Here is a 21,046-nt window from a genome sequence, read left to right as displayed (position 1 = left end):
TCACAATGTTACTGCTGGAGACACTCAACGCCGCCGATGAAGCGGACTTCACCGCCCTGCTGGACGGCGTCTACGAACACTCGCCCTGGATCGCCGCGCGCGCCTGGGCCAAGCGCCCTTTCGCCACCTTGGCGCAGCTGAAGCGCGGCCTCGTCGAAGCCGTGCGCGACGCGTCGCGCGAAGAACAACTGGGCCTGATCCGCGCCCACCCGGAGCTCGCCGGCAAGGCGATGGTCAGCAAGACGCTGACGGCCGAATCGACGAATGAACAGAACAAGGCCGGCCTGACGAATTGCACGCCGGAGGAATTCGCGACGATCCAGAAGCTCAACGCCGACTACAACGCCAAATTCGGCTTCCCATTCATCCTGGCGGTGCGCGGCCCGCGCGGCCTGGGCCTGCCAAAGGCGGAGATCATCGCCACGTTCGCGCGCCGCCTGGCCAATGGCCCGGACTTCGAATTCGCGGAAGCGCTGCGCAACATCCACCGCATCGCCGAGATCCGCCTGGACGACAAGTTCGACCAGCACCCGACCCTCGGCAACCTCGTGTGGGACTGGCATGAACAGCTGGCCGCCCACAGCGAACCCGGTTACGCCGAGCGCGGGGAGTTGTGCGTGACGTACCTGACGGACGCGCACCGCGCGGCCGCCGCCCAGCTGGCGGCATGGATGCGCGAGGAGTGCGGCTTCGACGACGTCGCGATCGACGCCGTCGGCAATGTGGTCGGCATCTATCATGGCGCCGATCCTACCGCGAAACGCCTGCTGACCGGTTCGCACTACGACACCGTGCGCAACGGCGGCAAGTACGATGGCCGCCTGGGCATCCTCGTGCCGATGGCGTGCGTGCGCGAACTGCACCGCCAGGGCAAGCGCCTGTCGTACGGCATCGAAGTCGTCGGCTTCGCGGAAGAGGAAGGCCAGCGCTACAAAGCCGTGTTTCTCGGGTCGGGCGCGCTGTGCGGTGGTTTCGACACGAACTGGCTCGATCAGAAGGATGCGGACGGCGTCACGATGCGCGACGCCATCGCACATGCTGGCCTGAACGCCGACGACATCGCCGCGTTGAAGCGCGATCCCTCGAAGTATCTCGGCTTCGTCGAGACGCACATCGAGCAGGGCCCGGTGCTGAATGACCTCGACCTGCCCCTGGGCGTCGTCACCTCGATCAACGGCAGCGTGCGATTCGTCGGCGAGATCGTCGGCGTCGCCAGCCACGCGGGCACCACGCCGATGACGATGCGCCGCGACGCGGCAGCCGCCGCGGCCGAGCTGGTGCTGTTCGCCGAGAAGCGCGGCGGCGCCGTGCCGGACCTCGTCGCCACCGTCGGCATGCTGGAGGTGCCGAACGGCTCGATCAACGTCGTGCCGGGACGCTGCCGCTTCTCGCTGGACGTGCGCGCCACGACCGACGAAGTGCGCGATGCCGCCGCCAGCGACATCCAGGCCGAACTGGCCGCGATCTGCGCCCGCCGCGGCCTGCAGTTCTCGCTGGAGGAAACGATGCGCGCCGCCGCCGCGCCCTGCGCGACCGAATGGCGCCAGCGCTGGGAACGTGCCGTCGAGACGCTGGGCCTGCCCGTGTTCCGCATGCCCAGCGGCGCCGGCCACGATGCGATGAAGATCCACGCCATCCTGCCGCAGGCCATGCTGTTCCTGCGCGGGCTGAACGCCGGCATCAGCCACAACCCGCTCGAATCCATCACCAACGACGACGCCGAACTGTGCGTCCAGGCTTTCCACACCCTTCTCGACCAACTCGCCACGGAATTCTGACATGACCACGACCGATAAAACCGCCGCCCCCTACGAGGCCCTCGATGCCTGGATCGACGCCCACTTCGACGAGGAGGTGCGCTTCCTGCAGGAGCTCGTGCGCGTGCCGACCGACACCCCGCCGGGCAACAACGCGCCCCACGCCGAGCGCGCCGCCGACCTGCTGAAGGCATTCGGCTTCGAGGCCGAGAAGCACTCGGTGCCGGCGCCGACCGTCAAGGCCGCCGGCCTGGAGACGATCACGAACCTGATCGTGCGCCGCAAGTACGGCGCCGGCCGCACCGTCGCGATGAACGCGCACGGCGACGTGGTGCCGCCGGGCGAAGGCTGGACGCATGATCCGTACGGCGGCGAAGTCGTGGACGGCCAGCTGTTCGGCCGCGCGTCCGCCGTCAGCAAATGCGATTTCGCCACCTTCACGTTCGCGACGCGCGCCCTGGAAGCGCTGGGCGCCCCGCTGAAGGGCGGCGTCGAACTGTACTTCACGTACGACGAGGAATTCGGCGGCGAACTGGGTCCGGGCTGGCTGCTGCAGCAGGGCCTCGTCAAGCCGGACCTGTTGATCGCCGCGGGCTTCAGCTACCAGGTCGTCACCGCGCACAACGGCTGCCTGCAGATGGAAGTGACGGTCAACGGCAAGATGGGCCACGCGGCCGTGCCGGAAACGGGCGTCGACGCGCTGCAGGCCGCGACCCGCATCCTCGTCGCGCTGTACGACCAGAACACGCAATATAAAAAGGTGAAGAGCCAGGTGAAGGGCATCAACCACCCGTACCTGAACGTGGGCCTGATCGAAGGCGGCACCAACACGAACGTCGTGCCGGGCAAGGTCGTGCTGAAGCTCGACCGCCGCATGATCCCGGAAGAGAACCCGGCGGAAGTCGAAGCGACGATCCGCAAGGTGATCCAGGACGCGGTCGCGGACAGCCAGGGCATCACTATCGAGATCAAGCGCATGCTGCTGGCGAACGCGCTGCAGCCGCTGGACGGCAACCGGCCGCTGGTCGACGCCCTGTCGCGCCACGCGACGAATGTGTTCGGCGAAGAGATCAGCGCGGCCGGCACGCCGCTGTACACGGACGCGCGCCTGTTCGGCGAAGCGGGCGTCCCGGCCGTGCTGTACGGCTGCGGCCCGCGCACGGTCGGCGAAAGCAATGCCAAGCGCGCCGACGAGCACATCGACCTGGAAGACCTGCGCCGCGCAACCAAGGTCGTCGCGCGTACGCTGTTCGACCTGCTCGACTGAGACACCGTCGGGTGGGCACCCCGTGCCCACGCGGACGCCGGCTATGCGGCGGCATTACGCGTGGGCGGAGGGCCGCCCACCCTACCCGCTCGACTGATGCACCGTCGGGTGGGCACCCCGTGCCCACGCGGACGCCGGCTATGCGGCGGCATTACGCGTTAGCGGTTACGGATACGGCGAGGAGCGCGCCGTCAGCCGCAGCGTCAGCGGCGTCTCCGGCCTCAGCGTGATGTTGAAGACGGGCTTCGGCGCCGCCATACCGGCCGGCGCCTCGACCGTGTACCGCTGCAGGAACATCGCGGCGAGCAGGGTCGTCTCCGCCAGCGCGAGATGCTGGCCCAGGCACACGCGCGGGCCCGTCCCGAACGGCATGAAGGCGCCGCGCGGGATCGGGGGCGCGCCGGACGCGAAACGCTCGGGGCGGAACGCATCCGGTTCCGGGAACCAGCGGGCGTCGTGGTGCATCAGGTGCAGCGGTATGCCGAACATCGTCCGGGCCGGCAGTTGCCAGCCGCCCAGCGTGATCGGCCGCACCGACCGGCGCGTGATAAGTATGGGCGCGGCGGGATGGAGGCGCAGGGTCTCCTGCAAGGTGCGGCCCAGGTAGTCCAGCGCCGGGAGGTCGGCGGCCGTGGGCAGCCTGCCCTGCAGGACGGCGTCCACCTCCGCGCGGGCGGCCGCCGGCGCGGACGGATTCGCGGCCATGCACCATGACCACCACGTCAGGGTCGCGGCGGTCGTCTCGTGGCCCGCCAGGAACGCCGACATGCACTCGTCGCGCACGGCTTTCAGCGGCCACGCGACGGGGTCCTCGACGTGCAACGCCAGCAGGCGCGTGAGCAGGTCCTGCGGCCAGTCGGCCTGCGGCATCGCCATGCGCGCCCGCACGTGGCCGTCGATCAGCCGGTCGAGCGTCGCGAGCGCGCGGCGCTTCTTCGCCTTCCACGGCATCCAGTCGGGCCAGCTCCGGGGCCAGTACATCTCGGCGGCCCCCTCGACGCTCAGCTGGTGCACGGCCCATTCGGCATCGCGCGTGTCGGCCGTCACGCCGCTGGAAAACGTCATCCGCATGATCACGTCCATGCCCAGCGACGTGAAGGCGCTCTCGATCGTCCACGCGCCGTCGGCCTGCGGCCATTGCGCGAATGCGGCGTCGGCGGCAAGCGCCATCGCGGGCACGAAGGCCTGCACGGCCTTCGGCGTGAACGCGGGCTGCAGTGCGTGCCGCTTGGTGCGCCATGCGGCGCCTTCCGACGTGAGCGTACTGATGCCATGCACCTGGGCGAACACCTCGATGGCGCGCTCCCAGCGCACCAGCGCGTCGTGATGGTCGACGAGCAGTTCGCGCACCCGTTCGGGGTCGGTGACGAGGATCTGGTGCTCGGGCCAGATCCGCAGGTGCACCATGCCGCCGTACTCGTCGCGCCACGCGGACAATGCGCCGAGCAGGTCGCGCGACATCGCGCGCAGGAAGCGCCAGCCCGTCAGGCCGGGAGGGGGGCGTGGTCGTTTTCATGCCTGGCATTCTCGGCCCGGTGCGCGAACCCGGTATTGAACGAAAACGACATCGACGATCAGTTGGCACGCCGAACCGACAGCTTTTATACTGTCGGGAATGACGTCAATCTTTCGACCCGTCGCGGCGCTGCTGGCAGCCATCGTCTGCATCCTCCCCGCCCACGCGGCGCCCGTGGACAAGGCCCCCGTGCTCGGCCTGCCGCACGCCAGCTGGACGGCCCGCGAAGGCGCGCCCTCCAACATCACCGGCATCGCGCAGACCCCGGACGGCTGGATCTGGATCGGCAGCACGTCCGGCCTGTACAAATTCGATGGCGTGCGCTTCCTGCGCGCGGCAGGCAGCGAGGCGCCGCTGTCGTCGAACGTGGCCGGCATCGGCGTGCTGCCCGATGGCCGGATGTGGGTCGGCTACAAGTACGGCGGCGTGAGCCTGATGGTGGCCGGCCGCATGCGCCACTACCCCGGCGGCAAGGAGGGCGGACCGGCCGGCTCGGTCTTTGCCGCCGCGCGCGACGCTGCCGGCCGCCTGTGGCTCGCCACCGGCCGCGGCCTGCTCGTCCTCGGCGCCGATGGCCGCTGGCAGCCATGCGACCCCGCGCTCGGGGTGCCCGACAGCGGGTTCGCCTCCCTGCTGGCGGACCGCGACGGCACGCTGTGGGCCGGCGGCACCGCCGGGGTATTCGTGCTGCCGAAGGGAGGCACCCGCTTCGAATTGCTCACCCCCCTGTCGACCTTGTTGCCCCTGGTCGCCCACCCGGACGGCAGCGTCTGGGCGACGGACGAGGCGCGCTCCGCGCTGCGCATGCTGGCCGGCCCGGCGCGCGGAACGCCGTCCGCGTGGGATGTGCCGAAAGGCGCGACCCTGTTCGCCTTCGACCACGACGGCCATGCCTGGGTGGCCGACGGCTCGGGCATCGTGCGCGGCGCAGAGGACGGCCGGCTCGGGCGCATGTGGGCCGAGCACGGGCTCTCCGGACGCAAGGTGCAGGCCGTGTTCGAGGACCGCGAACGCAATGTCTGGGTCGGGACCGAAAGTGGCCTCGACCGCTTCCGCGCGCCGCGCGTGCGGGCCGAGGCGCTGTCGGGCGATGCCGCGTCGGACGCGCTGCCGCTCGCGGGCGGCGCGGGCGCCGGCGTGTGGGCCGGCCATGCGTGGCTGGCCGCCCCCGGCGCCCCAGCGCGCGACTACGGCCACGCGCCGCCCGGCGTGAACGACACGATCACCGCGTTGTACCGGGGCCCGGCGGGCGACGTCTGGGCCGCCGGCTTCGGCGGACTGTGGACCGTGCGGCCGGACGGCTCGGGATGGCGCCGCCTGCATCCCGGCATCGACGGCCCGGCCACCACCTACGCGATGGCGCAGGACAGCGCCGGCACGTTGTGGATGGCGCTGGGCCGGCGCGGCGTCGCGGCCTGGCGCGAGGGACGGTGGATCGCCGGGGGCGGCATCGCGGCACTGGAGACCTACGCGGCGGCCACCGTCGCGGCGGACCGGCGCGGGCGGGTCTGGTTCGGCTCCGTCGGCGACGACCTCGTCCTCCTCGACGGCGGCCGGATACGGCATTACGGCCGCGCGGACGGCCTCACGGTCGGCACCGTCGTCCAGATCCTGCCGGCCGGCGCCGGCGCCTGGATCGGCGGCGAGAATGGGCTCATGCATTTCGACGGCACCCGCTTCACTCCCGTCGCGGGTCGCAACGGCGAGCCGTTCGCCGGCATCACGGGCATGGTGTTCGCGCGCGACGGCACCCTGTGGCTCAACGGCGCCGGCGGCATTTCCAGCATCGCGCCGGCCGAACAGCAGCGGGTGCTGCGCGACCCCGGGTACGCCGTCGCCTACGGCCGGCTCGATTACCGTGACGGCCTGCGCGGCACGGCCGGGGCGATCATCCCGGTGCCGTCCGCGGTGCGCAGCGACGACGGCACGCTGTGGTTCACGACGATCGGCGGCGTGTACGGCTTCGACCCGGCCGCGCTGCCGCGCAATACCCTGGTGCCGCCCGTCGTCATCACGGGACTGAAGTCCGGCGCGACCGCGTTCGCGGCCGGCGACGGCATGCGCCTGCCGGCGGGGACGGACACGCTGGACGTGGACTTCACCGCGCTCTCCTATCGCGAACCCGGGCGCGTGGCCTTCCGCTACCGGCTCGACGGCGTCGACCACGACTGGCGCGACGGCGGCGAGCGGTCCGCCCACTACACCAATCTCGCGCCGGGCCACTACCGGTTCCGCGTGCTCGCGTCGAACGACGACGGCGTGTGGAACACGGAGGGCGCCGCGCTCGCGTTCGACATCGCCCCGAGCCTGACGCAGACCACCTGGTTCCGCGTCCTGTGCGTCGTGGCGGCGGTGGTCGTCGCATGGCGCCTGCAATTGTTCTGGATGCGCCGGACCGCACGCCGGCTCGCCGTCCGCATGGGCGAGCGGACCGCCGAGCGCGAACGCATCGCGCGCGAACTGCACGACACGCTGCTGCAATCGATCCAGGGCCTGATGCTGCTGTTCTGGAGCACGGCCAGCCGGCTGACGGCGGACGCCCGCGCGCCGCTGGAAGCCGCCCTGGCGCGCGCCAACGGCGTCGTGGCCGAGGGCCGCGACCGCGTGGCCGGCCTGCGCACCTCCGCCGTGCCCGACGCCGACCTGGCCGGCGCGCTGCGCCGCCTCGCCGAACCGCTGGCCCGCGACGCCGGTATCGCCTTCCACCTGTATGCGGACGGCCGCGCGCGCAGGCTGCGCGAACCCGCCGCCGACGAAGCCTTCGCCATCGCCCGCGAAGCGCTGTGGAATGCGTTCACGCACGCGCGCGCACGTGCGGTCGACGTCACGCTGCAGTATGCACCGTCGGCGCTGGTCGTCACGATCGCCGACAATGGCGTCGGCCTGCCGGACGACATCGACCTGGAACGCGGGCGCGACGGCCATTGGGGCATCCCCGGCCTGCGCGAGCGCGCCCGCACGCTCGGCGCGGCGCTGACGGTCCGGACGGCGCCCGGCGACGGCACGGCGTGGACGCTGCGCGTGCCGGCGCCGATCGCGTACGCCTGAACACCCGATCAAAGGAGAAGCCTCATGGATACCGCACCATTCGCCCACTGCGTCTGGCACAACGAACCGCCGGTGCACCGGATCGAAGACGGCACGCTGCATGTCGTCACCGGCGACCGCACGGATTTCTGGCGCATCACGAGCTATGGCTTCATCCGCGACAACGGCCACTTCTTCGGCGCGCCCGCCGCCGACGGATTCACGGCGCAGGTGCACGTACGCGCGGCGTTCGCCGAACTGTACGACCAGGCCGGCCTCATGGTCCGCGTCGACGAACAGCGCTGGATCAAGGTGGGCGTCGAGTTCTCGGACGGCCAGGCACTGCTCAGCACCGTGCTGACGAACGGGACGTCCGACTGGGCCGTGGCGCCGGCTCCGGCGCTGCCCGACGGCTTCTGGCTGCGCGTGACCGTCGGCGCCGGCGTGATCCGCGTGCAGTACTCGGCGGACGGCGCGACGTGGCCGATGCTGCGCCTGGCGCCCTTCCCGGCCGCGCCGCGCTATCTGGTGGGACCGATGTGCTGCACGCCGCAGCGCGCCGGGCTCGACGTCGCATTCAGCGACTTCACGCTGGGTCCCGCACTCGGCAAGGACCTGCACGACCTGAGCTGACTAGTCCGGAAACATCAACCGCAGCAGATCGTCCGCCACGGCTTCGAGCTGGGCGACGTCGCGGTACACGCGCTCCAGCACCACCATGCCCCGCGTCGTCGTCGTGACGAGGCGCGCGGCCGCGGCGGGCGGCAGCGCGAGCCGGCCGGCGACGTCGGGCTGCCCCAGGCGCTCCGCCAATGCCTGCTGCACGTCGTCCAGCAGGCCGCGCAACGCGGCCCGGATCGCATCGTCCATCGCCGTCTCGTCCGTCGCGGTCTTCGTCGTCAGGCAGCCGCGCGTCACCTCGTCGTCATCGACGGCCGTCACCATGTCGATGGCCAGGCGCAGATAGCGCCGCAGCGCTTCCTCGGCCGTGGGCGCGGCCAGCGCTTCGCGCAGGCTGTCCAGGTAACGCGTGCGGTAACGCCCGAACACGCGCAGGAACAGCGCCTGCTTGTCGCCGTACGCGTGGTACAGCGAACCGCGCAGGACACCGGTCGCCTGCGCGACGTCCTGCATGGACGTCGCGCCGAAACCGCGCCGCCAGAACAGCAGCAGCGCGCGGTCGAGCACCTCGTCTTCATCGAATTGTTTTGTGCCTGCCATGACCCGATTATCGGCATCCTTGACAGCCCTGTCAAGTTTGACTAACCTGTCAAACATGAGCCACCCACAAGGATCCAGCATGGACACCACCCTCGACCGCGCCGCCGCCACGCGCGCCATCCTCGCCGGCCTGTGCGCCAGCCTGGTCGGCATCGGCCTCGCGCGCTTCGCCTACACGCCCCTGATTCCGCCGCTGATCGAGGCGCACTGGTTCGCCGCGCAGGACGTCGTGTTCCTCGGCGCGGCCAACCTCGTCGGCTACCTGGCGGGCGCGCTGGCGGGCCGGCCGCTCGCCGCGCGCCTGGGCAGCCGGCGCACCCTGCAGCTGATGATGGCGCTCGCCTCGCTCGCATTCTTCGCCTGCGCCCTGCCCCTGTCCGTCGCCTGGTTCTTCGGCTGGCGCTTCCTGTCGGGCCTTTCGGGCGGCATCATCATGGTGCTGGCCGCGCTGAGCATCCTGCCGCAGGTGCCGCCCGAGCGGCGCGGCGTGGCCAGCGGCGCGATCTTCCTGGGGCTCGGGCTCGGCATCGCGGCCTCGGGCACCGTCGTGCCGCTGCTGCTGAACGAAGGCCTCGCCGCCACCTGGGCCGGGCTGGGCGCGCTGTCGCTGCTGCTGACCGCCGCCCGCGGCCAGCGCCGGCCGCGCCCCCGCGCACGCCGGCTTCGCGCTGAAACTGATCTATGCGCAGTACGCGCTGAAGGCCGTCGGCCTCGTGCCCATGATGGTGTTCCTCGTCGATTACGTGGCGCGCGGCCTGCACCTGGGCAGCCATACGGCGGCGCTGTTCTGGGTCGTCTATGGCCTCGGCGCGACGGCCGGGCCGATGCTGTACGGCGTGCTGGGCGACCGCCTCGGCATCGGCACCGCGACGCGCATCGCGCTGGTCCTGCAGATCCTCGCCGCGGCCGTGCTGGTCCTCGCGCACGGCCTCGCCGGCCTGCTGGCGGCCACGTTCGTCATCGGCACCTACCCGCCGGGCATCGTGCCGCTGACCCTCGGCCGCATCCGCCACACCCTGCCGCAGGACGTGCCCGCGCAGGGCGCCGCGTGGAGCCGCGCGACGACGATCTTCGCGTTGTTCCAGGCGCTCGCGGGCTACGCGTATTCCTGGATCTTCGCGGCGACCGGGGGCGACCACCGGGTGCTGATGGAGATCGGCGCCGCTGCCCTCGCCGTCGCGCTGGTGTCGGACCTGCTGCTGGCGCGCGCGGCGTGGGCGGCGCTCGCCGCCGGTGCGTCGAACCGCGTTCCGCAAGAGGCCTAGGACGGCGCCCCCGTGCAAGCGGATGCCACCGTGAACAAAATGGCATCACGTCTTGTTATACTCGCCGATCATGATCCCGACACAACACCTGCCCTGCCCCGATCCGCTGACGCGCGCGCCGCGGGCCGCGCCCGACGGCCCGCCGACCGACTGGCTTCGTCTGCCGCCGGCGTCGCTGCAGGGCGCGCTCGTCGCCGTCGTCGGGCGCGACGTCCGCAACGTGACCTTGAACGACGCCCAGCGCCTGTCGCACTTCCCGTCGTCGCAGCTCGTGTCGTTGTCGTGGTACCGCGACATCGACGCGGGCCAGGTCTGCATGGAGGGCGGCGTGCCGGTGTGGCGGCCGTTCGGCACGGCGTGCGTGGTCGCCGGCACCCAGGCGCATCCCACCACGTCGTGGGCACCGACGACGGGCCGCGGCTGCATGGCCCTGTTCCAGGCGGACGCCGCGCGCATGCTGTTCGGCCTGGACCTCGCGCGCGTGCAGGACCGCTTCGTGCCCGCCGCCGCCGTCATGGGCCGCGAGTGGACGCCGCTGTGGGACGCGCTGCTGGCGAGCCGCGACGAGGACATGGTCGGCGTGTTCGAACACCATCTCGCGCGGCGCTGGCAGGCGCTGTCCGGCCGCGCCACGGACCAGCCGTCGCTACGCCAGCTCGGCCGCAACTGGGTCGAGCGCCTCGCGTGGCAGGCGCACGAATGGCGGCGCGAGCACAGTCCGCGCCACGTGGAGCGCCGCATCAAATCGTTCAGCGGCCGCTCGTTGCGCGAATGGCAGTCGATCGTGCGCACGGAAGGCCTGTTCTTCGCGGCGCGCGACCGCCACGACGCCGGCCAGCCGTTCGACTGGGCCACGATGGCGCTGGACGCAGGTTTTGCCGACCAGGCCCACATGACGCGCGCCGTCCGGCGCATCACCGGCTTCACCCCGGCGGAGTTCGCGCGCCGCTTCGCCGAGGACGAATCGTTCTGGATGTACCGGCTGTGGGTGTGAGCCGTCGGTCGAAGCTCAGTTGAACGTGTAGCGCACCCCCACTCGAACCGTGCGCGGCGCGCCGGGCGCGTAGAACGTCGAGTGCACGCGGTCCTCCTTGGCGAAGCTGCCGTCCGCATCGAACCCGGTCGTGCCGAGCTGCGCCGCCGTCGCATAGCGCCGGTCGAACAGGTTGTCGACCTGGGCGAACACGCGCAGGCGCGGCGTCGCCTGGAACGCCGTGCCGAAGTCGAACACGGCATGGCCAGTCGTCGCGCCGCGGCCCAGGTACGCCGCGCCGTCCGGGCGGTGCAGGCCGTTCTCGTTGCCGCGCGCCGTCGAGCCGGAAACCGCCTGCACGCCCAGTTCCGCCGACCACGCAGGCGTGACCTGCCATGCCGCGCGCGCCTTGAACACGTGGCGCGGTATCAGGGGGATGCGGTCGCCGGGACGGATCGCGATATTGCCGTCGGCATCCGCGCTGCTGTTGCCCTCGCCGCCCACCGTCTCGCCGCTGGCGAACGTCGCGTGCAGGTACGTGTAGTACGCGGAGACGGTCACCGGCCCGGCGCGGCCGTCGACGCCCAGCTCGACGCCCTGGCGCCGCGTGCGGCCGAAATTGCGGAAGTAGCCGAAGCCCGCCGCATCGTCCGCGACGAACAGGATGTCGTCGTCGTTCGTCGCGCGGAACACGCTGGCGTTCCAGTGTATCCGGCCGATGGTGCCGCGCACGCCCGCTTCCCACGTGCGCGTGACGACCTGCTTCAGCGGCGGATCGCCCGCCATCGCGTTCGGCAGCTTGCAGGGATGTTCCGGATCCGCGCAGCCCAGTTCCACGGCCGTCGGCGTGCGGCTGCCTTCGTCGTAGCCGGCATACACGTTGAACTTGCGCGACGGCGCCCAGGTGATGCCGAGCGCCGGATTGAAGCGGCCGAAACGGTGGTCGCCGTCGAGCGAGCCGCCGCCGCCGCCCGGATTGATCCGGTCGCGGTTGTGCACCGTCGTCCGGTTGTAGCGCCCGGACAGCGTGACGTGCAGGTCGTCGCGCAGGTCGATGGTATCCGTCGCGAAGACGCTCCACGTGCGCGTGCGGCCGACGAGGTCGATGGCCATGTCGTCGTCGAACACGTGCACCGGCGTGACGCTGCGGTCCGCATGCAAGTCGCCATATTGCGCATCCTGGCGGAAGTCCGCGCGGCTCGCGTCGTACGCCGCGCCCACTGTCAGGCGGTCGGAAAACTCGGCCTGTCCGCTCAGCCCATGGTTCGTCTGCGTGCCTGCGGTGCGGTTGACGATGGCGTCGAACAGCCCGTCGTCGTCATCGTTCAAGTCGCCATTGAACGTGGTCGTGCGGATGTAGCGGTAATACGCGTTCCCGGACAACAGCACGCCGTCCGCGACCTTGCGGCTGCCGGTCAGGTTGAACAGCACGGCGCGGTTGCGCGTCACGTCCGGCTTCGTGTAGACGCTCGCGTAGTCCCGGTCGAGCATCCGCTGCTCCTGCAGCCCGTTGCCGGCCAGGCGGCTGCCGGACAGCGCGACGCTCGCCGCCACGTCCGTGACGCCGTCGTGCCAGCCCACCTTGCCGAACATCTGGCCGAGGCGCGTGGGCGAGTCGTCGCGCCAGCCGCCGTCGCGGAACGCCGTGCCCGTGACGTACCAGTGCAGGCCACGGTCGTCGTGTCCCCCGTGCTCGAACACGATCTCGCCGTGGCCGTAACTACCCGCCTGCGCCTGCACGGCGCTGCCCGCATCGTGCAGGCCATCCTTCGTGCGAACCGCGAGCGCGCCGCCCAGCGTGTTCAGGCCGAACAGCGGATTCGAGCCCGGCATGAGGCTCAGCGTGGAAATGGCCGCGCGCGGGATCAGGTCCCAGCTGACGACGTCGCCGAACGGCTGGTTCATGCGCACGCCATCGACGTAGACGGACAATCCCTGCGGCGTGCCGAGCAGCGGCGACGCGGTGAAGCCCCGGTAGCTGACGTCCGGCTGGAATGGATTGCCCTGGATCTCGTTGACGAACACGCTGCCCAGGCGCCGGTTCAACGCGGCCGGCAAGGTCGCGGCGGACGGGTCGTTCATGTCGTCGCCGTCCAGCGCCTGGACGTTCGCGGGGATCCGTTCGCGCGCGACGCCGAGGCCCTGCAGCGGCGTCGTGCCGACGATTTCCACGATGGCGGGCGCCGGTTCGGCAGCGGCGATGCCGTGACAGAGTGCCGCGACGGCGGCGGCGAGTGCGGTGCGGGTCATATCGATGTCTCCTTGTGCTTTCTTTTGCACGAACTATTCCAGCGCCGCGGTGGCGGCGACAGGGAAAAATTCCCGACTGGTATGGAAGTTGCGTACACAAGGGCAAACATCACATGACGAGGGGAACATGGACTTGCGTCGCCGCCTGCTCGGCTCGCTCTGCCTTCTGTTGGGCAGCCTGCTGGCCATGACCACGCTGATACAACTGTATTCACTCCGGAGCGACATCCGTGCCGAGGTGGACGCGTCCACGCGTCTCGTGAACGTGCTCGTGGCGGCCGGCAGCGCCCCCGCCGCCGACGCGGGCGCCGTACGCGCGCTGCTCGCCGGCGCCGGCCTGCGCCACCTGAGCATCCGCACGGCGGACGAACCGCCGCCGCAGCGCGCCGCGCACCCGCTGCCCGCCTGGCTGGGGTTCGCCCCGCCGGACCGCGGCGAGCGGGCGATCCGCATCGGCGGGCAACTGCTCTACATCGCGCCGAATCCCGAGTCGGAAATCGGCGAGCGCCTGCACGACACTGTGCAAATCTGGATCACCCTGTTGTTCTTTTCCGGTACAACCCTGGCCGTCACGTGGTGGTGCGCCGACCGCGCGCTGTCGCCCGTGCGCGCGCTGGAGGCGGGCCTGCACCGCCTGGCGCGGGGCGAACCCGATCCCGCCCTGCCCGCGTTCGCGCTGCGCGAATTCCGCCGCGTGGCCGACGCCATCACTCACCTCGCGCGCACGCTGGCGGACGCGCGCGGCGCGCAGCACGCGCTGGCGCGCCAGCTGATCACGGTGCAGGAAGACGAACGGCGCGTGCTGGCGCGCGAGCTGCACGACGAGATGGGCCAGACGCTGACGGCGCTGAACGTCACCGCGACCCATCTCGCGCGCCATGCGAACATGCTGACGCGCGACGCGGTGGCCGAATGCGCGACGGACCTGCGGCGCGAGATCCGCACGTGCGGCGAGCAGTTGCGCGCGATGCTGAAGACGTTGCGCCCGCACGGCCTGCACGGGGCCGGCCTCGCGCAGACCCTGCGCGAACTGGTGCTGGGCTGGCGCGCGCGCCACACGGACATCGATTTCGAGCTCGACCTGCCCACGCAGCTGCCGGACGTGGGCGAGCTGCTGTCGCTGACGGTCTACCGCGTCGTGCAGGAAGCCGTGACGAACGTGGTCCGCCACAGCGGCGCGTCGCTGTGCGTCGTGCGGCTCGCGGTGCGCAGCGGCGGCCTCGTGCTGGAAGTGCGCGACGACGGCCGCGGCCTGCCCGAGGAGGGCGCGACATGGCATGGCGGCCTGCTCGGGATCACGGAACGCATCGCCATGGCGGGCGGCCAGCTGCGGCTCGTGGCCGGCCCGACGGGCGGCCTGCGGCTGCTGGCGACGCTGCCGCTGCCGGTGCCCGAGACCACGGAGGTGCCGGCATGATCCGCATCGTCCTCGTCGACGACCACGCCGTCGTCCGCAGCGGCTACCGCCGCCTCCTGTGCGCCGAGCCCGATTTCGACGTCGTCGGCGAGGCAGCGAGCGCGCCGGAGGCGAACGCGCTCGTCCAGCAGGTCCGGCCGGACGTCGCCATCGTCGACCTGAGCCTGAAAGGCAGCAGCGGCCTGGAAGCCATCGCCGGCATGCGCGCCCGCCAGCCCGGCCTGCAGGTGCTGGTGCTGTCGATGCACGACAGCGCCGGCCACGTCGCCCAGGCGTTGAAGGCGGGCGCGCACGGCTACCTCACCAAGCGCAGCGAGCCGGAAGAACTCATCACGGGCATCCGCGCCGTGATGACCGGGACGCGCGTGCTGTCGTCCGACGTGGCGGCCGCGGTGGCGCCGGCGCCGCTGGACGGCCTGACGCCGCGCGAATTCGACATGCTGCGCCTGCTCGTGCACGGCGAATCCGTGCAGGCCATCGCGGCCCAGCTCACGGTCAGCCCGAAGACGGTGCTGAACACCCTCACGTCCGTGCGCCAGAAGCTGGGGGCGGACAACGATTTCCGTTTGATGCACCTGGCGGCGCGGCTGGGGATCGTGGAGTTCGGGGGTGCGGTGCCGGCGTGATCGGAACCGTCGTTCCCGCCAATTTTGTTTGCGTCGCGACTGCGCTACGAACTTGGGCCCCGGCCTTCGCCGGGGCGACGCTCAACCTCACGCGGTGAAAATACGATTTAACTCCGCCGCCGGAAGGGCGTGGTCCGCATACCCGAAGGTGCCCTGCTCCAGCACTTCTTTCGCGTCGCGCACGAGCGCGCCGTACGCGGCCCGCGCAAGCGACGCGCCCAGGCTCACGCGTGCGACGCCCAGCGCCGCCAGCTCCGCCACGGTCAGGCCCAGGCCCGGCGCGCCGGCCATGAAGTTCACGGGCCGGTCGACGGCGCGGACGACGGCCGCGATGTCGTCCGGCTTCGCGATGCCCGGCGCGAACAGCACGTCGGCACCCGCTTCCTGGTAAGCCTGCAGGCGACGGATGGTGTCGGCCAGGTCCGGGCGGCCGACGCGGAAGTTTTCCGCGCGCGCCGTCAGCATGAATTTGAAGGGGAGTCCACGGGCCGCCTCCACGGCCGCGCGGATGCGGTCGGTGGCGAGCTCGATGTCGTACAGCGGGGCTTCCGGATCGTCGCTCGCGTCCTCGATGGAACCGCCGACGATGCCCGTCGCCGCCGCTTCGACGATCGTACGGGCCGCGTCTTCCGGCGCGGCGCCGAAGCCGGACTGCAGGTCGGCGGACAGCGGCAGGTCGGTCGCCGCGGCCAGTTCGGCCAGGTGCGGCAACATCTCCGCGATGGTGATCGTCGGATCCGTCTTCGCCTTCGAGAACGCGAAGCCGGCGCTGGTGCCCGCCAGCGCCTGGTAGCCCAGGTGCTGCAGCAGCTTCGCCGATCCCGCATCCCACGGGTTCGGGATGACGAAGCAGTTGCCGCGGCGGTGCAGGTCGACGAACGCCTGCGCTTTTTCCAGCTGGGTCTTCATGCGCTTCTCCTGTCGGTGGTGGAAACGCTACGTTACCAGAGCCACCATGGCGGAAGATGCGCACATAGTCACACGACCGGTTCCTCGCCCACGCGCACGACGTGCAGCAGGTTCGTGCGGCCCGGCCGCCCGGACGGGAAGCCCGCCACCACCACGACGTCGTCGCCCGCGTCGGCCAGGCCGTGGAAGCGCGCGGCCGCGACGCCGTCCGCCACCATGCGGTCGAAGCCTTCCGCTTCCTCGAACGGCACCGGATGCACGCCCCACACGAGCGCGAGGCGGCGCGCGATGGCCATCTTCGGCGTGAGCGCGAGGATCGGCGCGGTGGGACGCTCGCGGCTCGCGCGCAGGCACGTCGCGCCGCTTGCGGTATACGTGACGGTGGCGGCGGGCGCCAGCAGGTTCGTCACGCGGCGCAGCGCGCAGCAGATGGCGTCCGCGGTCGTCCTGTCGGCCGGCTTGTGGCTCGCGTCCAGGCCTTCGCGCCAGCGCGGGTCCTGCTCCACTTCGCGGATCACGTTGTCCATCACGGCCACCGATTGCACCGGGTACTGGCCGGACGCCGATTCGGCCGACAGCATCACGGCATCCGCACCTTCGTAGATGGCGGTGGCGACGTCCGACACCTCGGCGCGCGTCGGCACCGGCGCGGTCGTCATCGATTCCAGCATCTGCGTGGCGACGACGACGGGGCGGCCGGCCGCGCGCGCGGCATGCACGATCCGGCGCTGCAGCACGGGCACCTGCTGGGGCGGGAGCTCCACGCCCAGGTCGCCGCGCGCCACCATGATGCCGTCGGCAAGCAGCACGATGCCGTCCAGCGCGTCGATCGCGGCCGGCTTTTCCAGCTTGGCCATGATCCAGGCGCGCTCGCCGATCAGGTTCCTCGCCTCGACGATGTCCTCGGGGCGCTGCACGAACGACAGCGCGACCCAGTCCACGCCCAGTTCCAGGCCGAACGCGAGGTCGGCGCGGTCCTTCGTCGTCAGCGGGGAGATCGGCAGCACGACGCCGGGCACGTTGACGCCCTTGCGGTCGGACAGCGCGCCGCCCGCCATCACGGTCGTCTCGGCGAAGTCGGCACCGCAGGCGTCCACGCGCAGGCGCAGCTTGCCGTCGTCCAGCAGCAGGTCGGTGCCGGGGCGCAGCGCGGCGAAGATTTCCGGATGCGGCATGCCGGCACGGGTCGCGTCGCCCTCCGTCGCGTCGAGGTCGAGGCGGAAGCGGCTGCCCGTTTCGAGCATCGCCTTGCCGCCGGCCATGCGGCCGACGCGCAGCTTCGGTCCCTGCAAGTCCATCAGCACGCCGATGGGACGGCCGATGTCGCGTTCGACGCTGCGGATGATGTTGTAGCGCGCGGCGTGGTCGTCGTGGCTGCCGTGGCTGAAGTTCAAACGGAAGACGTCGGCGCCGGCAAGCGCCAGCGCGTAGATCTGGTCGGGGGTGGAACTGGAGGGGCCGAGGGTGGCAAGAATACGGGCACGGCGCTGGCGTAGCATGGTGAGTCCTTTACTCTCGGGGTCAGTTTACTCTCGGGGTCAGAGCCCGGTTTTCACGGGTGGGCTCTGACCCCGACTGACTAGGGGGAAAAAAAACGGGTACGCCGCCGCCGCGGCGCACCCGTTAAAGGGAAGACTTTCTCTTTTCTCGGGGTCAGAGCCCGGTGTTCACGGGTGGGCTCTGACCCCGACTGATTAGCGTTAAGCCACGTAGATCGCGCGGAAATCGTTCACGTTGGTCAAGGTGGGCCCCGTGACGAGGGAATCGCCCAGCGCACGGAAGAAGGTGTGCGCATCGTTGTTCTCGAGGCTCGCGCGCGGCGGCAGGCCGCGTTCCCAGCCGCGGGCCAGCGTGTCCGGCGTGACGAACGCGCCGGCGATTTCCTCCGCGCCGTCGACGCCGTCCGTGTCCCCGGCCAGCGCGTGGATGTCCGGCGCACCGTCCAGCGCAACGGCGAGCGCCAGCAGGAATTCGACGTTGCGGCCGCCGCGGCCGTTGCCGCGGAGGGTGACCGTCGTCTCGCCGCCGGACAGCAGCACGCACGGCCCCGCCACCGGTTGGCCGTGGCGGCGCGCCTGCAGGGCGATGCCGGCCATGACCTTGGCCACGTCGCGCGCCTCGCCCTCGATGCTGTCGCCGAGGATCAGCGGCGTCACGCCGGCCTGGCGGGCGACGTCCGCCGCGGCTTCCAGCGCCATCTGCGGCGACGCGACGATGTGCGTTTCGACGTGTTCCAGGCGCCGGTTGCCCGGCTTGATCGTCTCGCCGTCGCCGGATTCGAGCAGGCGGCGCGCGCCCGCTGGCAGGTCGATGCCGTAGCGGCGCACGACTTCCAGCGCATCCGCGCAGGTCGTCGGGTCGGCCACGGTGGGACCGGAGGCGATGTCCATCGGATTGTCGCCCGGGACGTCGGAAATCAGCAGGTTGACCACGCGCGCCGGGTGGCAGGCCGCGGCCAGCCGGCCGCCCTTGATGGCGGACAGGTGGCGGCGCACGCAGTTCATTTCGGTGATACTGGCGCCGGAAGCGAGCAGCGCGCGGTTGATCGCCTGCTTGTCTTCCAGCGTGACGCCCTCGCCCGGCAGCGGCAGCAGCGCGGAACCGCCGCCGGAGATCAGGCAGATCACAAGGTCGTCCGCGGACAGGCCGCGCACCGTGCGCAGCATGCGCTGGGCGGCTTCGCGGCCGGCGGCGTCGGGGACCGGATGGGCGGCTTCGACGATCTCGATGCGTTCGCACGGCACGGCATAGCCGTAGCGCGTGACGACGAGGCCCGACAGGGGCCCGGGCCAGCTGCGCTCCAGCGCCTGCGCCATCGCGGCGGACGCCTTGCCGGCGCCGATCACCACCGTGCGGCCTTTCGGCGGCGCCGGCAGGTTGCGCGGGATGCACAGCGCGGGCTGGGCCGCGCCGACGGCGGCGGTGAACATGCTGGCCAGCAGTTCGCGTGGGGTCATCGTGGTCATCAAAGTCTCCTGTTTGGTTCCCGGGTGCCGCCTCGGATGAGCGGCTGCTCGCGACGTGGGCACGGGGTGCCCACCCTACGTCGGCGTCGAATCGTAGGGTGGGCGCCGCGCGCGCACGCGTAGCGTCCTCGTCACGTCGGCGTGCGTTGGCCGATCTCGAAGTTCGACATGATCTCCAGAGCACGCACCATCGCGGAGTGGTCCCAGCTGCCGCCCTCGTGCGCGGCGCAGGTGTTGAACAGTTCCTGCGCGGTGGCGGTGTTCGGCAGCGCCACGCCCAGCTGGCGGCCGGTGGTCAGCGCCAGGTTCAGGTCCTTGCGGTGCAGGTCGATGCGGAAGCCCGGCGCGAACGTGCGCTTGACCATCCGTTCGCCATGCACTTCGAGGATGCGAGAGTTCGCAAAACCGCCCATCAGCGCCTCGCGGACGCGGGCCGGATCGGCACCGGCCCTGGCGGCCAGCAGCAGCGCCTCGCCGACCGCTTCGATCGTCAGCGCGACGATGATCTGGTTGGCGACCTTGGTGATCTGGCCGTCGCCGTTGCCGCCGACGAGCGTGATGTTCTTGCCCATCTTGTCGAACAGCGGCTTCACTTGCGCGAACGCCGCCTCGCTGCCGCCGACCATGATGGTCAGGCTCGCGGCCTTGGCGCCCACTTCGCCGCCCGACACCGGCGCATCCAGGTACTCGCAGCCCAGCGCGTTGATGCGCTTGGCGAAATCCTTCGTGGCGACCGGGGAGATCGAGCTCATGTCGACGACGATCTTGCCGGCCGACAGAGCCGACGCGACACCGTCCTTGCCGAACAGGACCTCGTCCACCTGCGGGGTGTCCGGGACCATGATGAAGATGATGTCCGCCTGCGCCGCCACTTCGGCGCCGTTCAGGCACACGCGGGCGCCCGCTTCGACGAGCGCCGACGGGGTCGGGCCGACGGTGTTGGTGAACAGCGTGTGGCCGTCGTTGATGAGGTGTCCCGCCATCGGGGCACCCATGATGCCCAGGCCGATGAATCCGATGTTTGCCATGATGTGTCTCCTTGCTTGAATTGATTAACCAGCCAATTTCGGGCCCAATGCGGCGATCCAGTCCAGGCCCGCGCGGGTGTCCGCGGCCGGCTTGTACTCGCAGCCGATCCAGCCGTCGTAGCCGATGCGGTCGAGGTGCCTGAACAGGAACGGATAATTGATCTCGCCCGTGCCCGGCTCGTTGCGGCCGGGGTTGTCCGCGACCTGGATGTGCGCGATGCGGGCCAGGTGCTTCTCGACCGTCTTCGCCAGCTCGCCTTCGGTGCGCTGGGCGTGGTAGACGTCGTACTGGACGAACAGGTTGTCCGCGCCCACCGAGTCGATCAGGTCGAGCGCCTGCCGCGTCGTGTTCAGGTAGAAGCCCGGGATGTCGTACGTGTTGATCGGTTCGATCAGCAGCCTGACACCGGCCTGCTTCAGCTGCGTCGCCGCGTAGCGCAGGTTCTCGACGACGGTGCGGCGCAGCGTGCCTTCGTCGACGCCGGCGGGCGCGATGCCCACCAGGCAGTTCACCTGGCGGCAGTTCAGCGCTTTCGCGTAGTCGATGGCGCGGGCGACGCCTTCGCGGAACTCGGCCTCGCGGCCCGGCAGCACCGCGATGCCGCGTTCACCTTTTTCCCAGTCACCGGCCGGCAGGTTGTGCAGGACCTGCGTCAGGCCGAATTCCTGCAGGCGTTCCGCCAGCGCTTCCTTTTCGAACCCGTACGGGAACAGGTATTCGACGCCCTTGAACCCCGCGTCGCGCGCCGCTTCGAAGCGGTCGAGGAACGGCAGTTCGTTGAACAGCATCGTCAGGTTGGCAGCAAATCTTGGCATGTCTTTCT

15 protein-coding genes and 1 pseudogene are annotated in these 21,046 nt (G+C 70.8%); 8 read left to right on the top strand and 8 right to left on the bottom strand.

Annotated elements, in window-relative coordinates; genetic code table 11:
- The first annotated feature begins 5 nt into the window (after positions 1–5).
- The gene (gene uraD / locus ACEN98_RS16000) at positions 6–1,778 is read left to right on the top strand and encodes a 2-oxo-4-hydroxy-4-carboxy-5-ureidoimidazoline decarboxylase (protein WP_413385785.1); all 1,773 of its coding nucleotides are present in this window, start codon (positions 6–8) and stop codon (positions 1,776–1,778) included.
- A gap of 1 nt (position 1,779) precedes the next feature.
- Complete coding sequence (locus ACEN98_RS15995) at positions 1,780–3,024, top strand: M20 family metallopeptidase (RefSeq protein WP_413385784.1); 1,245 nt, start codon at positions 1,780–1,782, stop codon at positions 3,022–3,024.
- A 165-nt stretch (positions 3,025–3,189) separates the two neighbouring features.
- Here the strand turns inward: ACEN98_RS15995 and ACEN98_RS15990 are convergent, their stop codons facing one another.
- Positions 3,190–4,485 (bottom strand): cytochrome P450, encoded by a 1,296-nt coding sequence (locus ACEN98_RS15990; protein WP_413385783.1) that lies wholly within the window; start codon positions 4,483–4,485, stop codon positions 3,190–3,192.
- Between the two features lie 154 nt (positions 4,486–4,639).
- Here ACEN98_RS15990 and ACEN98_RS15985 point away from each other — a divergent pair, with 154 nt between their 5' ends.
- Positions 4,640–7,588 carry a triple tyrosine motif-containing protein gene (locus ACEN98_RS15985; protein WP_413385782.1) on the top strand — a complete coding sequence of 983 codons (2,949 nt, stop codon included), beginning with the start codon at positions 4,640–4,642 and terminating at the stop codon, positions 7,586–7,588.
- Between the two features lie 24 nt (positions 7,589–7,612).
- Entirely contained in the window at positions 7,613–8,200 is a 588-nt protein-coding gene (locus tag ACEN98_RS15980; RefSeq protein WP_413385781.1) for a DUF1349 domain-containing protein, read from the top strand.
- Here ACEN98_RS15980 and ACEN98_RS15975 read toward each other — a convergent pair whose 3' ends face one another.
- Positions 8,201–8,788, bottom strand: a complete 588-nt coding sequence (locus ACEN98_RS15975; protein ID WP_413385780.1) for a TetR/AcrR family transcriptional regulator — start codon at positions 8,786–8,788, stop codon at positions 8,201–8,203. It abuts the gene before it with no gap.
- 79 nt (positions 8,789–8,867) lie between these two features.
- Between ACEN98_RS15975 and ACEN98_RS15970 the strand changes: the two are divergent.
- Together ACEN98_RS15970 and ACEN98_RS15965 are read left to right on the top strand one after the other, a co-directional pair.
- Positions 8,868–10,053, top strand: a pseudogene (locus ACEN98_RS15970) (YbfB/YjiJ family MFS transporter).
- A 70-nt stretch (positions 10,054–10,123) separates the two neighbouring features.
- On the top strand, positions 10,124–11,047 hold the full coding sequence (locus ACEN98_RS15965) for an AraC family transcriptional regulator (RefSeq protein ID WP_413385779.1): 924 nt from the start codon (positions 10,124–10,126) through the stop codon (positions 11,045–11,047).
- A 15-nt stretch (positions 11,048–11,062) separates the two neighbouring features.
- Here the strand turns inward: ACEN98_RS15965 and ACEN98_RS15960 are convergent, their stop codons facing one another.
- Positions 11,063–13,276, bottom strand: coding sequence for a TonB-dependent receptor (locus ACEN98_RS15960; RefSeq protein WP_413385778.1), 2,214 nt, complete (start codon positions 13,274–13,276; stop codon positions 11,063–11,065).
- A 127-nt stretch (positions 13,277–13,403) separates the two neighbouring features.
- On the opposite strand from ACEN98_RS15960, the gene ACEN98_RS15955 reads away from it, so the two are divergent.
- Together ACEN98_RS15955 and ACEN98_RS15950 are read left to right on the top strand one after the other, a co-directional pair.
- The gene (locus ACEN98_RS15955; protein ID WP_413385777.1) at positions 13,404–14,693 is read left to right on the top strand and encodes a sensor histidine kinase; all 1,290 of its coding nucleotides are present in this window, start codon (positions 13,404–13,406) and stop codon (positions 14,691–14,693) included.
- The gene (locus ACEN98_RS15950; RefSeq protein WP_413385776.1) at positions 14,690–15,319 is read left to right on the top strand and encodes a response regulator transcription factor; all 630 of its coding nucleotides are present in this window, start codon (positions 14,690–14,692) and stop codon (positions 15,317–15,319) included. The genes ACEN98_RS15955 and ACEN98_RS15950 overlap by 4 nt, the downstream gene beginning before the upstream one ends.
- Positions 15,320–15,406: 87 nt before the next feature.
- On the opposite strand, the gene ACEN98_RS15945 is transcribed toward ACEN98_RS15950, so the two are convergent.
- The 5 genes from ACEN98_RS15945 to hyi all read right to left on the bottom strand — a co-directional run bounded on the left by ACEN98_RS15945 (position 15,407) and on the right by hyi (position 21,038).
- Positions 15,407–16,228: an isocitrate lyase/PEP mutase family protein gene (locus ACEN98_RS15945; protein ID WP_413385775.1), complete on the bottom strand. Its 822-nt coding sequence runs from the start codon at positions 16,226–16,228 to the stop codon at positions 15,407–15,409.
- A gap of 68 nt (positions 16,229–16,296) precedes the next feature.
- Positions 16,297–17,727, bottom strand: coding sequence for a pyruvate kinase (gene pyk / locus ACEN98_RS15940; RefSeq protein WP_413385774.1), 1,431 nt, complete (start codon positions 17,725–17,727; stop codon positions 16,297–16,299).
- Between the two features lie 201 nt (positions 17,728–17,928).
- Positions 17,929–19,194 carry a glycerate kinase gene (locus ACEN98_RS15935; RefSeq protein ID WP_413385773.1) on the bottom strand — a complete coding sequence of 422 codons (1,266 nt, stop codon included), beginning with the start codon at positions 19,192–19,194 and terminating at the stop codon, positions 17,929–17,931.
- 131 nt (positions 19,195–19,325) lie between these two features.
- Entirely contained in the window at positions 19,326–20,222 is an 897-nt protein-coding gene (locus ACEN98_RS15930; protein ID WP_413385772.1) for a 2-hydroxy-3-oxopropionate reductase, read from the bottom strand.
- Positions 20,223–20,246: 24 nt separating this feature from the next.
- Positions 20,247–21,038 carry a hydroxypyruvate isomerase gene (gene hyi / locus ACEN98_RS15925; RefSeq protein WP_413385771.1) on the bottom strand — a complete coding sequence of 264 codons (792 nt, stop codon included), beginning with the start codon at positions 21,036–21,038 and terminating at the stop codon, positions 20,247–20,249.
- Positions 21,039–21,046 lie beyond the last annotated feature (8 nt).

This window comes from Massilia sp. CT11-137 (genome assembly GCF_047302885.1).
Taxonomy (GTDB): domain Bacteria; phylum Pseudomonadota; class Gammaproteobacteria; order Burkholderiales; family Burkholderiaceae_D; genus Telluria; species Telluria orientalis.
The sequence above is the reverse complement of the archived record's forward strand: the minus strand, read 5'-3'. Positions and strand labels throughout refer to the sequence as shown.

Coding starts and splice junctions, on each gene's coding strand:
- uraD (WP_413385785.1), top strand. CDS start 6: ATGTTACTGCTGGAGACACTCAACGCCGCCGATGAAGCGGACTTCACC.
- ACEN98_RS15995 (WP_413385784.1), top strand. CDS start 1,780: ATGACCACGACCGATAAAACCGCCGCCCCCTACGAGGCCCTCGATGCC.
- ACEN98_RS15990 (WP_413385783.1), bottom strand. CDS start 4,485: ATGTCGCGCGACCTGCTCGGCGCATTGTCCGCGTGGCGCGACGAGTAC.
- ACEN98_RS15985 (WP_413385782.1), top strand. CDS start 4,640: ATGACGTCAATCTTTCGACCCGTCGCGGCGCTGCTGGCAGCCATCGTC.
- ACEN98_RS15980 (WP_413385781.1), top strand. CDS start 7,613: ATGGATACCGCACCATTCGCCCACTGCGTCTGGCACAACGAACCGCCG.
- ACEN98_RS15975 (WP_413385780.1), bottom strand. CDS start 8,788: ATGGCAGGCACAAAACAATTCGATGAAGACGAGGTGCTCGACCGCGCG.
- ACEN98_RS15965 (WP_413385779.1), top strand. CDS start 10,124: ATGATCCCGACACAACACCTGCCCTGCCCCGATCCGCTGACGCGCGCG.
- ACEN98_RS15960 (WP_413385778.1), bottom strand. CDS start 13,276: ATGACCCGCACCGCACTCGCCGCCGCCGTCGCGGCACTCTGTCACGGC.
- ACEN98_RS15955 (WP_413385777.1), top strand. CDS start 13,404: ATGGACTTGCGTCGCCGCCTGCTCGGCTCGCTCTGCCTTCTGTTGGGC.
- ACEN98_RS15950 (WP_413385776.1), top strand. CDS start 14,690: ATGATCCGCATCGTCCTCGTCGACGACCACGCCGTCGTCCGCAGCGGC.
- ACEN98_RS15945 (WP_413385775.1), bottom strand. CDS start 16,228: ATGAAGACCCAGCTGGAAAAAGCGCAGGCGTTCGTCGACCTGCACCGC.
- pyk (WP_413385774.1), bottom strand. CDS start 17,727: ATGCTACGCCAGCGCCGTGCCCGTATTCTTGCCACCCTCGGCCCCTCC.
- ACEN98_RS15935 (WP_413385773.1), bottom strand. CDS start 19,194: ATGACCACGATGACCCCACGCGAACTGCTGGCCAGCATGTTCACCGCC.
- ACEN98_RS15930 (WP_413385772.1), bottom strand. CDS start 20,222: ATGGCAAACATCGGATTCATCGGCCTGGGCATCATGGGTGCCCCGATG.
- hyi (WP_413385771.1), bottom strand. CDS start 21,038: ATGCCAAGATTTGCTGCCAACCTGACGATGCTGTTCAACGAACTGCCG.